The 15,093-nt window shown below is 43.8% G+C and carries 9 protein-coding genes; 4 read left to right on the plus strand and 5 right to left on the minus strand.

Annotated features, from left to right (window positions below):
- Nucleotides 1-68: 68 nt before the first annotated feature.
- From CGC64_RS16730 to CGC64_RS16745, 4 genes are read right to left on the minus strand one after another with little or no spacing between them, the layout of a single operon-like run.
- Nucleotides 69-1,643 carry a peptide chain release factor 3 gene (locus CGC64_RS16730; RefSeq protein ID WP_005678384.1) on the minus strand — a complete coding sequence of 525 codons (1,575 nt, stop codon included), beginning with the start codon at nucleotides 1,641-1,643 and terminating at the stop codon, nucleotides 69-71.
- A 5-nt stretch (nucleotides 1,644-1,648) separates the two neighbouring features.
- Nucleotides 1,649-2,497: a dTDP-4-dehydrorhamnose reductase gene (gene rfbD, locus CGC64_RS16735; protein WP_005678383.1), complete on the minus strand. Its 849-nt coding sequence runs from the start codon at nucleotides 2,495-2,497 to the stop codon at nucleotides 1,649-1,651.
- Nucleotides 2,498-3,043 carry a DUF4924 family protein gene (locus CGC64_RS16740; RefSeq protein ID WP_005678382.1) on the minus strand — a complete coding sequence of 182 codons (546 nt, stop codon included), beginning with the start codon at nucleotides 3,041-3,043 and terminating at the stop codon, nucleotides 2,498-2,500. It lies immediately after the preceding gene.
- Between the two features lie 11 nt (nucleotides 3,044-3,054).
- Nucleotides 3,055-3,708, minus strand: a complete 654-nt coding sequence (locus CGC64_RS16745) for a LysE family translocator (RefSeq protein WP_005678381.1) — start codon at nucleotides 3,706-3,708, stop codon at nucleotides 3,055-3,057.
- Between the two features lie 467 nt (nucleotides 3,709-4,175).
- On the opposite strand from CGC64_RS16745, the gene purL reads away from it, so the two are divergent.
- The 4 genes from purL to CGC64_RS16765 all read left to right on the plus strand — a co-directional run bounded on the left by purL (nucleotide 4,176) and on the right by CGC64_RS16765 (nucleotide 13,330).
- On the plus strand, nucleotides 4,176-7,880 hold the full coding sequence (gene purL, locus CGC64_RS16750) for a phosphoribosylformylglycinamidine synthase (protein WP_005678380.1): 3,705 nt from the start codon (nucleotides 4,176-4,178) through the stop codon (nucleotides 7,878-7,880).
- A gap of 274 nt (nucleotides 7,881-8,154) precedes the next feature.
- Entirely contained in the window at nucleotides 8,155-12,174 is a 4,020-nt protein-coding gene (locus CGC64_RS16755) for a hybrid sensor histidine kinase/response regulator transcription factor (RefSeq protein ID WP_005678379.1), read from the plus strand.
- On the plus strand, nucleotides 12,171-12,713 hold the full coding sequence (locus CGC64_RS16760; protein ID WP_005678378.1) for a chromate transporter: 543 nt from the start codon (nucleotides 12,171-12,173) through the stop codon (nucleotides 12,711-12,713). The genes CGC64_RS16755 and CGC64_RS16760 overlap by 4 nt, the downstream gene beginning before the upstream one ends.
- Before the next feature lie 68 nt (nucleotides 12,714-12,781).
- On the plus strand, nucleotides 12,782-13,330 hold the full coding sequence (locus CGC64_RS16765; RefSeq protein WP_005678377.1) for a chromate transporter: 549 nt from the start codon (nucleotides 12,782-12,784) through the stop codon (nucleotides 13,328-13,330).
- Between the two features lie 170 nt (nucleotides 13,331-13,500).
- On the opposite strand, the gene CGC64_RS16775 is transcribed toward CGC64_RS16765, so the two are convergent.
- On the minus strand, nucleotides 13,501-15,087 hold the full coding sequence (locus CGC64_RS16775; RefSeq protein ID WP_005678376.1) for a glycoside hydrolase family 10 protein: 1,587 nt from the start codon (nucleotides 15,085-15,087) through the stop codon (nucleotides 13,501-13,503).
- Nucleotides 15,088-15,093 lie beyond the last annotated feature (6 nt).

The following is a 15,093-nucleotide window of genomic DNA, read 5'->3' on the forward strand; positions in this document are numbered from 1 at the left end:
CTCATTTATATGAGATATATTTCTTTCGTTTTTACCCTTTCTTTTAGTTAAATTCTATAAAACAGCGATTAAAATTCACTTGTAAAATGGAATTTTATGTGTTTAAAATCCATTTGAGCCATTTGAAGTACATAACCGGAGTCGGCAAGGAACACATCGCGTCCCTCTCTATCCTTTGCCATATACTGATATTTACGTTTCTTGAAAGCTTCCAACTCTGCCGGATCATCACTTTCCACCCAACAAGCCTTATACAGACTTACCGGCTCCCAACGACAAGATGCATTATACTCGTTCAACAAACGATACTGAATTACCTCAAACTGCAACTGTCCCACCGTACCGATAATCTTACGTCCATTGAACTGATTGACAAACAACTGTGCCACACCTTCGTCCATCAACTGGTCGATACCTTTCGCCAACTGCTTCTGTTTCATCGGATCTGCGTTCTCAATGTACTTGAACATCTCCGGTGAGAAACTGGGTAAGCCACGGAAATGCAATATCTCACCTTCCGTCAGCGTATCGCCAATCTTGAAAGTACCGTTATCCGGCAAACCGATAATATCGCCGGCATAGGCCTCATCAATCGTTGTTTTACGCTGTGCCATAAACTGAGTAGGCGACGAAAAGCGCATCGTCTTCCCGTGGCGGACGTGCTGATAAGGTGCATTGCGCACAAACTTACCGGAACAAATCTTACAGAAAGCAACACATGAACGGTGGTTCGGATCGATATTGGCTGTAATCTTGAAGATAAATCCGGTGAACTTAGGTTCGTCCGGTTTTACTTCACGTTCTTCCGCTTGTACAGGACGAGGGCTCGGAGCAATCTCCACAAAGCAGTTTAACAGTTCCTGCACACCAAAGTTATTCAGTGCAGAACCGAAGAATACCGGTGCGCAATCTCCTGCCAAATAAGACTCGACATCAAGTTCGGGATAAACGCCTTCAATCAGTTCTAGATCACCACGCAATTTGTCTGCCAACGGCTTTCCAATCTGCTGATCCAGTTCCTCCGTATGTATATCGACTTCCACCTTTTCCGTCACCATTTGTTTAGACGGTTGATACAAGTCCAATTTCTGCTCATATATATTGTATACTCCCTTGAAACGTGCTCCCTGCTCAATCGGCCAGGACAAAGGACGTACCTGAATCATCAGTTCTTCCTCCAGTTCATCCAGCAAGTCGAAAGGATCTTTACCTTCACGGTCCATCTTATTAACGAAAATAATTACCGGAGTCTTTCTCATGCGGCACACTTCCATCAATTTCCGTGTCTGGGTTTCCACACCTTTCGCACCGTCGACCACGATGATAACGCTATCTACCGCAGTCAGCGTACGATATGTATCTTCGGCAAAGTCCTGGTGACCCGGAGTATCAAGGATGTTAATCTTGTAATCCCGATAATCAAATTCCATTACAGAAGTCGTCACCGAGATACCACGCTGTTTCTCAATCTCCATCCAGTCGGATGTAGCCGTTTTCTTAATCTTATTACTTTTTACAGCACCCGCCACCTGAATCTGACCACCGAAAAGCAGCAGCTTTTCCGTCAATGATGTCTTACCCGCATCCGGATGCGCAATAATGGCGAACGTTCGCCGTCTCTGTATTTCTGTATTATCTGCCATATATATTATAAGGTGTCAATGCATCTTTTGAGGCTTTCCTCCCAATGAGGGATTTCGATGCCGAACGTTGTTTTTATCTTTGTCTTATCCAGTACGGAATATGCAGGACGGTTCGCCTTCGCCGGATATTCTGCCGTGTGCAGAGGTTTCACTTTACATGAAGTAATTCCTGCCAAGCGATGGATAGCCACCGTAAAATCATACCATGAGCAAACACCTTCATTGCTGAAATGATAGATGCCGCGAACTATACCTTTATTTATAATGGTATAGATAGCTTGAGCGAGGTCATTGGCATAAGTGGGCGTTCCGATCTGGTCGAAAACCACTCCCAGACTGTCACGTTCTTTCCCTAAACGAATCATTGTCTTTACGAAATTATTGCCGAAAGTGGAATAGAGCCATGCGGTACGGATAACTACCGCTTTCTCACAATAATTCATCACATCATATTCTCCTTCCAGCTTAGTAGTGCCATATACAGAATCCGGACAAGGGTCACAATCTTCCGTATAAGGAATGTGGGCAGTGCCGTCAAACACATAATCGGTAGAAACCTGTATCATTGCCGCACCATTAAATTGTGCAGCACTTGCCAACTCTTTCGCCGCTTCACAATTCAACTTATAGGCCAGTTCCGGGTTATCTTCCGCTTTATCTACCGCCGTGTAAGCTGCACAATTCACAATCAATTCTATTCTCTTTTCCGCAATATAAGCCCATACAGCTTGTTTATCACAGATGTCCAGTTCCTGCACATCTGTGAAATAATACGTATGTTGTGGATTCTCTTTTGCAAGTACTTGCATTTCGTTGCCAAGCTGACCGTCGGCACCCGTTACTAAAATTCTCATTTATTCATCAAGTTTTAATTCACCTTTACGGTCTTTATCATAATAGTTTGCCAGCATAGAAAGAAAACTACTGATAGCCTCTATCGCTTTCGCCGTCCCTTCACTGATCGGCTTCTTTTGCAAACGTAGTAAGAGCACACCGTACAACGCTTCAAAGCACGTTTCCAGTTCCGGTTCCTCCTTTTTCCCGTTCTTAGTCCGTAGCTCTACAATAAATGGCAATGCCTTGAAATAGGCAGCACTGTAAAAAGGGAATTTAGGAGAAGAAGATAAAGCATTATGCAACTCCGTCAGGTTGAGAATAACATTCTTATTGATCTGTAAATGTCCTTTCTCACGTACCCCTTCTTCACTCATCATCGTTATCAGATTGCCATACCACTCTCTCATGGCAGCACGCTGGTCCTCCGGATAACGGACAATCACATTAGTCTCCAGTTCTTCCGGTTCACAATGATTGGCACGGATGAGGTCTTCTTCCTGCCACATATATATAAGATATTCGGCAATGTTTCTCTCTTTCAGTTGTTGAGCTATTTGATTCATAATGTTATCTCCTAATAAATTGACTCTCCCAACAAAGTATAAATCAATCCAGCTACAGATACCAACATCACAATGCTTCCAATGACACGATTCAGTATCCAAATGCCACGCAGGTTGAACTTAGTACGTACCTTGTTCACAAAGTAAGTGATTCCGAGCCACCAAGTCAATGCGCCGGCAGCGATAGCAAAATATCCCGTTATCTCTTCAAAGACTAAAACGCCCTGTTGCACAAAGGCAAAACGGGCAAAAAGTCCGATGAACAGGAATATGATTAAAGGGTTAGAAAGAGTGACGAAAAATGCAGTTATAAAATTATGAAAATAAGATCCCTTATTGGACGAAGCCGGACGGATAGAATTTACCGGATTACTGCGAAAGGTATAAATTCCGAAAACAAGCAACATAACGCTGCCGAGCAATTGCAGATAAAAACTTCCTTTATTAATATAATCGGAAACGAAGCTCATGCCATAACCCGTAAGCAGAGCGTAAGCTATATCGCTCAAAGAGGCTCCCAGGCCTGTCACAAATCCGTACCAACGCCCCTTATTCAAAGTCCTTTGGATGCATAATACGCCCACCGGGCCGAGAGGTGCGGACACAACAACGCCAATAATAAAGCCTTTAACTAATATATCGAATATTGTCTCTATCTGAATCATTCCGCAAATATCGCACTTTTTTGTGATATGAGAATAGGATATTAACGTTTTTTCCAACGAATCATCCCTAATTCATGAAGCAGGAGAAATTTAAAATAAGACTTCGAAAACGCGGACAGCGCAAATTATTCCCTTTATCCCTAAAAGCTAAATCTTTGTACACAGAGAACTAGCAGCCCGTAGGTATTAATTTATTCGTCTGACAGCTGTCAGACGAATAAATGGTTGCAACATCAGGAACAGTTTTTAGGTATACAACAAATAAATCCATAAGAAACCGATATTAATTCATCGCAACGCAAAAATAAGTCGGCCCATAAAAAGGAAAGCCGACAAGATATTTATTTCCGTTTTATTTCTCACCACCAACGAATTTGCTTATCTTTGCACCACAGAAAAAGAGAAGAGTTTCTCCCGTAGAAACTTCAATCGTAAATCGTAAAATCGTAAAATCGTAAATATACAACATGATTCTTTTTTTCAGAACCCCTTCCAAGAGCGTGATTGCCGTAGAGAGCAATCATCAGCTCACCCCGGACGAAAGTAATAAACTCTGCTGGCTTTTTGGAGAAGCCGTGACGGAAAGTGAAGAAAACCTGAAAGGCTGTTTCGTCGGTCCACGCCGTGAAATGATTACTCCCTGGAGTACGAATGCAGTAGAAATCACCCAAAACATGGGACTCGAAGGTATCACCCGCATCGAGGAGTATTTTCCCGTAAAGGATGAAAACGCCGACCACGACCCGATGTTGCAACGCATGTACAAAGGACTCGACCAAAACGTATTCACTACCAACCGCCAACCGGAACCAATTATCTACATCGAAGACCTTGAGGACTACAACGAAAAAGAAGGCCTTGCTCTTTCAAAAGAAGAAATGGACTACTTGAAAAAAGTAGAAAACGATCTCGGACGCAAACTGACCGACTCCGAAGTTTTCGGTTTTGCACAAATCAACTCCGAGCACTGCCGTCACAAGATCTTCGGCGGAACGTTCATCATCGACGGTGTGGAACAGGAATCCTCCTTGTTTCAGATGATTAAAAAGACTACACAAGAAAATCCGAATAAAATCATTTCTGCTTATAAAGACAATGTAGCCTTTGCAGAAGGTCCGGTTGTTGAACAATTTGCTCCGGCAGACCACTCAAAACCTGATTTCTTCCAGATCAAGGACATCAAGAGTGTTATCTCGCTAAAAGCGGAAACTCACAATTTCCCGACAACCGTAGAGCCGTTCAACGGTGCTTCTACCGGTACAGGCGGTGAAATTCGTGACCGTATGGGTGGTGGTAAAGGTTCATGGCCGATTGCAGGTACTGCTGTCTACATGACTTCTTACCCACGCACAGACGAAGGCCGCGAATGGGAAGAAATCCTTCCGGTACGCAAATGGTTGTACCAGACTCCGGAACAGATTCTGATTAAGGCGTCCAATGGCGCTTCCGATTTCGGAAACAAGTTCGGCCAGCCGCTGATCTGCGGTTCGGTACTGACTTTCGAACATACAGAGAACAATGAGGTTTACGGCTATGACAAAGTTATCATGCTTGCCGGAGGTGTAGGCTACGGTACACAGCGCGACTGTCTGAAAGGCGCACCGGAAGCCGGAAACAAAGTAGTCGTTATCGGTGGTGACAACTACCGAATCGGACTTGGCGGCGGTTCCGTATCTTCAGTAGATACCGGTCGTTACAGTAGTGGTATCGAGTTGAACGCCGTGCAGCGTGCGAATGCAGAAATGCAGAAACGTGCCAACAACGTAGTCCGTGCCCTTTGTGAAGAAGATGTGAATCCGGTTGTTTCTATTCATGACCATGGTTCGGCAGGTCACGTCAACTGTCTGTCGGAATTGGTGGAAGAATGCGGCGGTCTGATCGACATGAGCAAGTTGCCTATCGGTGACAAAACGCTGTCTGCCAAAGAAATCATCGCCAATGAAAGCCAGGAACGTATGGGACTTCTTATCAAAGAAGAAGCTATCGAACATGTGCGCAAGATTGCAGAACGTGAACGTGCCCCGATGTACGTAGTCGGAGAAACGACAGGCGACCACCGCTTTGCTTTCCAACAAGCTGACGGTGTACGTCCGTTCGATCTTGCCGTAGAACAGATGTTCGGTTCATCTCCCAAGACATATATGATAGACAAAACCGTAGAACGTCATTATGAAATGCCGAAATACGAATTGTCTCAACTGCATGAATACCTGACCAATGTATTGCAGCTCGAAGCAGTGGCTTGCAAGGATTGGCTGACCAATAAAGTAGACCGTTCGGTAACAGGTAAAGTAGCCCGTCAGCAATGCCAAGGTGAACTTCAATTGCCGTTGAGCGACTGTGGTGTCGTAGCACTCGACTACCGTGGCGAGAAAGGTATCGCTACCTCTATCGGACACGCTCCGCAAGCAGCATTGGCCGATCCGGCTGCCGGTTCTATACTTTCTGTATCCGAAGCACTGACTAACCTTGTCTGGGCTCCTATGGCAGAGGGCATGGACAGCATCTCCCTGTCTGCCAACTGGATGTGGCCTTGCCGTTCACAGGAAGGTGAAGACGCTCGTCTCTACACTGCCGTGAAAGCATTGAGCGACTTCTGCTGCGCCCTGCAAATCAACGTTCCTACCGGAAAAGATTCTCTGTCTATGACGCAGAAGTATCCGAACGGCGAAAAAGTAATTTCTCCGGGAACAGTAATTGTATCGGCAGGCGGCGAAGTTTCCGACGTGAAGAAGGTTGTATCTCCGGTATTGGTAAACAACGAAAAAACAACTCTTTATCATATTGACTTCAGCTTCGACGAACTGAAGCTCGGCGGTTCCGCCTTTGCACAGTCATTGGGCAAAGTGGGTGACGATGTGCCTTGCGTACAAGACGCAGAGTATTTCCGCGATGCTTTCCTTGCCGTACAGGAACTTGTAAACAAAGGATTGATTCTTGCCGGACATGATATTTCTGCCGGTGGTCTGATCACTACATTGCTCGAAATGTGCTTCGCCAATGTGGAAGGCGGTATGGAAATCAGCCTCGACAAGATGAAGGAACAGGATATTGTCAAGATTCTGTTTGCAGAAAATCCGGGTATTGTTATCCAGGTCAGCGACAAGCACAAAGAAGAGGTGAAGAAGATTCTGGAAGACGCAGGCGTAGGCTACCTGAAGTTGGGTAAACCTACCGACGAACGCCACATCCTCGTATCCAAAGGAGACGCTACCTACCAATTCGGTATCGACTATATGCGTGATGTATGGTATTCTTCTTCTTACCTGCTCGACCGCAAACAGTCCATGAACGGTTGCGCCAAAAAACGTTTTGAAAACTACAAGATGCAGCCGGTTGAATTTGCTTTCATGCCAGAATTCAAAGGCAAACTTTCTCAATACGGTATTACTCCGGACCGTCGTACTCCGAGCGGTGTCCGCGCAGCTATCATCCGCGAAAAAGGAACGAACGGCGAACGCGAAATGGCTTATTCACTCTATTTGGCAGGTTTTGACGTGAAAGATGTGACAATGACCGACCTTATCAGCGGACGTGAAACACTGGAAGACGTAAACATGATCGTTTATTGCGGCGGTTTCTCCAACTCCGATGTACTTGGTTCAGCCAAAGGCTGGGCAGGCGGTTTCTTGTTCAACGAAAAGGCAAAAGAAGCACTCGATAAATTCTATGCTCGTGAAGATACATTGTCACTGGGTATCTGTAACGGTTGCCAGTTGATGATGGAGCTTGGACTTATCAATCCTGAACACAAAAAGAAAGGTAAGATGCTTCACAATGATTCCCATAAATTCGAGTCTACCTTTGTCGGCCTGACTATCCCTACCAACCGCAGCGTTATGTTCGGTTCATTGAGCGGTAGCAAACTAGGTATCTGGGTAGCTCACGGAGAAGGAAAATTCTCTCTGCCTTACGATGAAGACAAATATAATGTAGTGGCAAAATACAGCTATGACGAATATCCCGGAAACCCGAACGGTTCCGACTATTCTATCGCCGGACTTGCCAGCGCCGACGGTCGTCATCTGGCTATGATGCCTCACTTGGAACGCGCTATCTTCCCATGGCAGAACGGTTGTTATCCGGCAGACCGCAAAAACAGCGATCAGGTAACTCCGTGGATTGAAGCATTTGTCAATGCCCGCAAGTGGATTGAAGAAAAGGTGAGATAAATAATTGCTTTATATTTTTTAAGGCTGGTACTTCCCAAAAAGTACTAGCCTTTTAGTTTATCCCAATATTCCTACTACCTAAATTCGTTTATATACAACTAAAGTTCCACAAATAAGCACTAAATACAAATAGCTGAAAAAGCTCCTCATCCGCTTCAATTCAAGTACGACGTAATCCTTACTCCAAAATTTTGTAGTGTCGAAAAATCTTCTTAATTTTGTCAAACTTTCCCCCTCAGAACAAGATTCAATAACCCTTAAAAGTCCTATTTATATGAAAAAATGGATTTTTCTAATCTTATTGTTTCCTCTAACCTGTATCGCTCAGACGTACCAATATATTGGAGTGGAAGATGGGCTAAGCAACCGGCGAGTTTACTATATCCAGAAAGACAGAACCGGATATATGTGGTTCCTCACCCATGAAGGTATTGACAGATACAATGGAAAAGATTTCAAACGATACAAACTAATGGACGGTGACGTAGAGGTTAATTCGCTACTGAACCTCAATTGGCTATATATTGATAAGGAAGACGTATTATGGGAAATCGGGAAAAAAGGAAAGATATTCCGGTATGACCAGATCCACGACTGCTTCACACTCGTATATAAACTGCCCATAGAGAACTTCCGTGATTTGCCGGCTCCGGTAAGTTTCGCATGGCTCGATCAGAGCAAGCATATCTGGTTGTGTAATGAGGAAACTATCTTTATTTATAACACGGATACAGGAGAAGTCACTCACATAAAGAATGACATCAGTGAAGAAATCAATGACATCGAACAGATTGACGACACACATTACTTCATTGGCACGGAAATGGGAATCCACTATGCCAAGTTGGAAAACAACACACTGGAACTTATTCACTGCGACAAGCTGGAGAATGTGAAAGCACAAATACTCGATCTACATTTCGACACAAAGATTCGTAAATTGTTTATCGGAACTTTCCAACGGGGAGTGCTCATCTATGATATGTCGACCAAGTCCGTCACACAACCTCCACATAGTCTGAAAGATATCAGCATTACACGAATCAAGCCCTTAAACGCCAAAGAATTGTTGATAGCGTCAGATGGCGGCGGTGTGCATAAAATGAATGTTGAAACCTATCAGATGGAGCCTTACATTATTGCTGATTACAACAGTAATAACGGCATGAACGGCAACAGTATCAATGATCTTTATATAGATGAAGAAGAACGGATATGGTTGGCGAACTACCCTATCGGAATCACCGTACAGAATAATCGCTATTCCAGCTATAAATGGATCAAGCATTCTATCGGCAACAGACAGTCTTTGATAAACGACCAGGTTAATTCGATTATCGAAGACAGTGACGGTGACTTATGGTTCGGAACCAATAATGGAATCAGTCTCTTAAATTCCAAGACCGGACAATGGCGTTCCTTCCTCAGTTCTTTTGAGAAGAACCAGGATAGCAGAAGTCATATTTTCACTACCCTGTGCGAAGTGCTTCCCGGAGTTGTCTGGGCCGGCGGATACTTCTCCGGCATTTATCAGATAGACAAGAGATCTTCCAATGTCAGCTATTTTACTCCGGCTTCGTATGCATATGAGAACATACGCCCGGATAAGTATATACGTGATATACGTGATATCCGTAAAGACTCACAAGGAAATATCTGGAGCGGAGGATTTTATAATCTGAAACGTATCAATGTACACACTAAAAATATACAACTGTACCACGGACTGAACTCCATTACTGCAATTCTCGAACGCGATGCCAAAAGTATGTGGATAGGCAGTGCGACCGGATTGTTTTTATTGGATAAAGAATCGGGTAAATATGAACGTATCAAACTTCCCGTAGAATCAAACTATATATATTCTTTATACCAGACCAAGAAAGGATCGCTATATATAGGAACCAGTGGCTCCGGATTATTAATTTACGATCCTCACACCAAACTGTTCACTCATTATCATACGGGAAATTGCGCATTGATTTCCAACAATATCTATACCTTGCTTTCAGACGCTGACGAAGATATTTTGCTTAGCACGGAAAACGGTCTGACCAGCTTTTATCCTAACCAAAAAACATTTCACAACTGGACAAAAGAAATGGGACTTATGACCACACATTTCAATGCATTGTCCGGTACCCTGCGAAAGAACAATAACTTTATTTTCGGAAGTTCGAACGGGGCAGTAGAGTTCAATAAAGACATGAAACTGCCCAGAACCTATTCTTCCAAAATGATATTCAGCGATTTCAAACTGTTTTATCAAACGATCTACCCGGGAGACAAAAATTCCCCGCTAAAGGCAAGTATCAACAATACGAAAGAGCTGAAATTAAAATATAACCAGAATATTTTCTCGTTACAGGTTTCTTCTATCAACTATGACTATCCTTCTAATGTCCTTTATTCCTGGAAACTGGAAGGCTTTTACGAAGAATGGAGCAAACCGGGGACAGAAAACACAATCCGTTATACTAACCTCGCACCGGGAAAATATACGTTAAGGGTACGCGCTATCTCCAATGAGGACCAGCGTATTATGCTCGAAGAAAGGAGTATAGATATTATCATCGCCCAGCCTTTTTGGCTGACCGTTTGGGCAATGTTGCTCTATATCGTTATCCTTGTCTTTATCGCTGCTGTCTCATTACGTATTCTGATCCTAAGGAAACAACGTAAAGTGTCCGACGAAAAGATTCATTTCTTTATCAACACTGCACACGACATCCGTACTCCGTTGACGCTTATCAAAGCGCCACTGGAAGATCTTCGTGAAAAAGAAGAACTAAGCAAGGAAGGAATATCCAATATGAATACCGCATTACGGAATGTAAATGCCCTGCTACGTCTCACCACCAATCTAATAAACTTCGAGAGGGCGGACGTATATTCCTCCGAACTATATATTTCGGAACATGAACTGAACACATTTACAACCGAAATATACAATGCTTTCCAGCAGTACGCCAATATCAAACATATCAACTTCACCCACGAAAGTAATTTCAGGTATATGAATGTATGGTTTGATAAGGAAAAAATGGAATCAATCCTGAAAAACATAATCTCGAACGCCTTGAAGTACACTCCGGAAAACGGTAATGTACAGATTTTCGTGTCCGACAATACAGACTCGTGGAGCGTCGAAGTTAGGGATACAGGAATCGGAATTCCGGCCAGCGAACAGAAAAAACTGTTCAAGCTGCATTTCCGTGGCAGCAATGCAATCAACTCCAAAGTGACGGGTAGCGGGATCGGACTGATGCTTGTTTGGAAATTAGTGCGGCTGCATAAAGGTAAGATTAATTTGTCGAGTGTGGAAAATCAAGGTTCGGTTATCAAGGTATCTTTCCCGAAAGACAGCAAGCGTTTCCGTAAGGCACATCTGGCAACACTGAGCAAACAACGTCAGGAAAACAGAACCCTAAGCAATGTACCTGCTCCCTCACCCGAAATATACGAAAACGCACATAAGAAGTTGAACGGCGAACACCGGCGGATTCTGATTGTGGAGGATAACGATGAATTACGCAACTATCTGTTGCAGACATTATCAGAAGAATATACTGTACAAACGTGTTCCAACGGAAAAGAAGCGTTGACGATCATCCCCGAATACAAACCGGAGTTGGTTATCTCTGATATTATGATGCCGGAAATGCGGGGAGACGAATTATGCAAGGAACTCAAAAACAACATAGAGACATCGCACATTCCGGTTATCCTGCTGACAGCTCTGAATAATGAGAAAGATATCTTGTCCGGACTTAAAATCGGTGCCGACGAATACATCTTGAAACCGTTTAATATAGGTATATTAAAAGCGACTGTCGACAATCTGCTGACTAACCGTGCTCTTTTGCGCAGTAAGTATGCCAATCTGGAGCTGGATGATGAGGAAGAAGATGACGAATGCATCAACTGCTCACAGGACATTGACTGGAAGTTTATTGCCAACGTCAAAAAGCATATAAAAGACAATATAGATAACCCGGCCCTTACCGTAGATGTACTTTGCAACCTGGTAGGCATGAGCCGTACAAGTTTCTACAACAAACTCAGGGCATTGACCGACCAGGCTCCGGGAGATTATATCCGTCTGATCCGGTTGAAGTATGCCGTGCAGTTGTTGAAAGAGAACACACATAGCATAACAGAAATAGCAGAAATGACAGGATTCAGTGATGCGAAATACTTCCGTGAAGTATTCAAGAAGCATTTTAACGTAAGTCCCAGCCAATACGGCAAAGAAAAGAGAACAAACAAGAAAGGAGGAGAAAAGAAAGAATGAACATCTATCTCGAATCATTTGGAATTTTTTTTAAAATAGGCGCCTTTACTATCGGAGGAGGGTACGCAATGGTGCCGCTTATTGAGAATGAAATTGTTACGAAGCGGAAATGGATTGCGCAGGAAGATTTTATCGACCTGCTGGCTATCTCCCAATCTGCTCCGGGCATTTTGGCAGTCAATATTTCTATCTTTATAGGATACAAGTTGCGTGGTATCCGAGGAAGTATTATCACAGCATTAGGAACAATTTTGCCTTCCTTCATCATTATATTGGCGATTGCTCTATTTTTCCATAGTTTTAAAGACAACCCGATTGTGGAACGCATCTTCAAAGGAATCCGACCAGCGGTAGTGGCACTTATTGCCGCCCCGACTTTCACAATGGGCCGGTCCGCTAAAATCAACCGCCACAACCTGTGGATTCCTGTTGTTTCGGCACTGCTGATCTGGCTATTGGGGTTCTCGCCTATCTGGATTATTATTGCTGCGGGAGTGGGAGGCTTCCTTTGGGGAAAATTTAGAAAAGTAGAAAGTTGAGAATGGAGAGTCGAGAGTTATCATTCCCTGTTCATTATTCAAGATTCATGGTAAAAAATTAAAAAGAGATGATCTATCTTCAGTTATTCTATACGTTTTTTAAGATCGGGCTCTTTGGATTTGGAGGAGGTTATGCGATGCTCTCCATGATTCAAGGGGAAGTAGTAACCCGTTATGGTTGGGTGAGCTCGCAGGAGTTCACGGATATTGTTGCAATCAGCCAAATGACACCGGGACCTATCGGGATTAATGCGGCTACGTACGTCGGATTCACCTCTACGGGGAGTGTCGTGGGATCGGTCATTGCTACCTTTGCTGTAGTCCTCCCCTCCTTCATCTTGATGCTGACCATTAGCAAATTCTTCCTGAAATATCAGAAACATCCGGTAGTAGAATCCATATTTAGCGGACTGCGTCCCGCAGTTGTCGGCCTGTTGGCTTCCGCCGCACTGGTATTGATGAATGTAGAAAATTTCGGTTCACCGACAACTGACACTTACTCATTCGTTATCAGTATTATCATCTTTCTAGTCGCTTTCATCGGAACCAGAAAATATAAAGCTAATCCTATATTAATGATTATAGCCTGCGGCATTGCAGGATTATTGCTTTATTAATTGCTGGGGTGGTAGGCGGATACACAATATTGAAAATAAACGACTTATGTATTTTCCTACCACCTCCCCCTACGGGGACTCCTCCTTCCCGAAGGAGGAGAATTGAAGATACTACTGAATTGTTAGTCAGCCTCTTTTTCTATTCTTCACTTATTACAGTTTTACTTTTATCACAGTTTTACTTTCTTGCTAACCGACTTCGATTCATTATGAAGACGGTCTAACGCAGTCACCACATAGCGGTACTTTGTTTTTCCTGTTTCGTATGGAAGTTTGTAGAAAGGATTACGGGTGATAGCAACAATATGTGAAGGGTCGTCAAGATTCACCTTTTCTTTTCTGCCAAAACGATAGACCACATATTGCACAGCCTTATCCATTTCCGTTTCAGCTTTCGGAGCAGTCCAGAAAAGCACATAGCCGTCTTCAGTCCATATTTTCTTCATCTTGCGCACCTTGTCCGGAGCCTTATCATCCATAAAGTCGAATACGGGGATTAATGCCGGATATTTGTGATATTCCGAAACCAGCGCATCGCGATATCTTCCCTGATTTTCAACAACAGCTGCCGCATACCATTGACAACTACCGCCAATCGTCTGGTAAGCACGCTGTAAAGCCATTTTCCGGGGAAGCTGATTCATAGAAGGATTCTGCGGGTCAGCGTGCTGAATCGTATTTGTCACTGACTGGCCGATAAATAACGGACGGTTCTCCGAATGCGTAGCCCACCACTTCACCAATGTCTCATAGTCGGCCGCCTTATGACCGATTTCCCAGTAAATCTGCGGAATATTATAATCAATCCAGCCTTCACGCGCCCAGAGCAGAACATCAGCATACAGATCGTCATAATTCTGCAAGCCATTGGTATTACTTCCCAACGGGTCACTTTTCTGATTACGATAGATTCCGAACGGACTGATTCCGAACTTTACCCACGGCTTCACCCCCCGAATGGTTTCGTGCAATTTCTTAATCAACACATTCACATTACTACGTCTCCAGTCCGCCTTGTTAGTAAAGCCTCCGCCATAACGGGCAAAACTTGCGTTATCGGGAAAATCGACTCCCTTAATAGGATAAGGATAGAAATAGTCATCCATGTGGATAGCGTCCACATCATAGCGGGACACAATATCCGTCACGATCTTACAGATATATTCACGACTCTCGGGAAGTGCCGGGTCGAAGTACAATTGGTCTCCATAAGTAACAAACCATTCCGGATGCTGATTATATATATGTTCCGGCGCCAACTGGTTCTTCAGGGAGGTTTTCACCCGATAAGGATTAATCCAGGCATGAAACTCCATATTCCGTTTCCGGCATTCCTCAATCATAAACTGCATCGGGTCCCACATAGGCGAAGGCATTTGTCCTTGTGTCCCTGTCAGAAAACGGCTCCACGGTTCATGTTGCGAAGCATACAACGCATCCGCTTCGGGACGCACTTGAAAGATAATCGCATTAATACCTGCCCCTTGAAGCGAGTTCAACTGGCTAATCAGTGTTTGTTTCAGTCGTTCTGTGGGAACACCGCGAAACTGTCCGTTGACAGCCTGTATCCATGCAGCACGAAACTCACGTTTGGGATATTTGTCGCCCGTCGGCACCTGTGCCCTCACTCCCACAGCCAGAAGAAGAGCCAAAAGTAAAAGATAGTTTTTCAGCTTCATAATATTCTTAAATCGTAATAATGTGACGCAAAGATAATACAAACTCCCGATAAATTCGCTAACTTTGCCGACTACCATAAAACA

Origin of the sequence: Bacteroides caccae, assembly GCF_002222615.2 — a bacterium.
Lineage (GTDB): Bacteria > Bacteroidota > Bacteroidia > Bacteroidales > Bacteroidaceae > Bacteroides > Bacteroides caccae.

What these genes read in the sequence shown, in the direction of transcription:
- CGC64_RS16730 (WP_005678384.1), bottom strand. Translation starts at nt 1,643, where the DNA reads ATGGCAGATAATACAGAAATACAGAGACGGCGAACGTTCGCCATTATT.
- CGC64_RS16755 (WP_005678379.1), top strand. Translation starts at nt 8,155, where the DNA reads ATGAAAAAATGGATTTTTCTAATCTTATTGTTTCCTCTAACCTGTATC.
- CGC64_RS16775 (WP_005678376.1), bottom strand. Translation starts at nt 15,087, where the DNA reads ATGGTAGTCGGCAAAGTTAGCGAATTTATCGGGAGTTTGTATTATCTT.
- CGC64_RS16740 (WP_005678382.1), bottom strand. Translation starts at nt 3,043, where the DNA reads ATGAATCAAATAGCTCAACAACTGAAAGAGAGAAACATTGCCGAATAT.
- purL (WP_005678380.1), top strand. Translation starts at nt 4,176, where the DNA reads ATGATTCTTTTTTTCAGAACCCCTTCCAAGAGCGTGATTGCCGTAGAG.
- CGC64_RS16760 (WP_005678378.1), top strand. Translation starts at nt 12,171, where the DNA reads ATGAACATCTATCTCGAATCATTTGGAATTTTTTTTAAAATAGGCGCC.
- CGC64_RS16765 (WP_005678377.1), top strand. Translation starts at nt 12,782, where the DNA reads ATGATCTATCTTCAGTTATTCTATACGTTTTTTAAGATCGGGCTCTTT.
- CGC64_RS16745 (WP_005678381.1), bottom strand. Translation starts at nt 3,708, where the DNA reads ATGATTCAGATAGAGACAATATTCGATATATTAGTTAAAGGCTTTATT.
- rfbD (WP_005678383.1), bottom strand. Translation starts at nt 2,497, where the DNA reads ATGAGAATTTTAGTAACGGGTGCCGACGGTCAGCTTGGCAACGAAATG.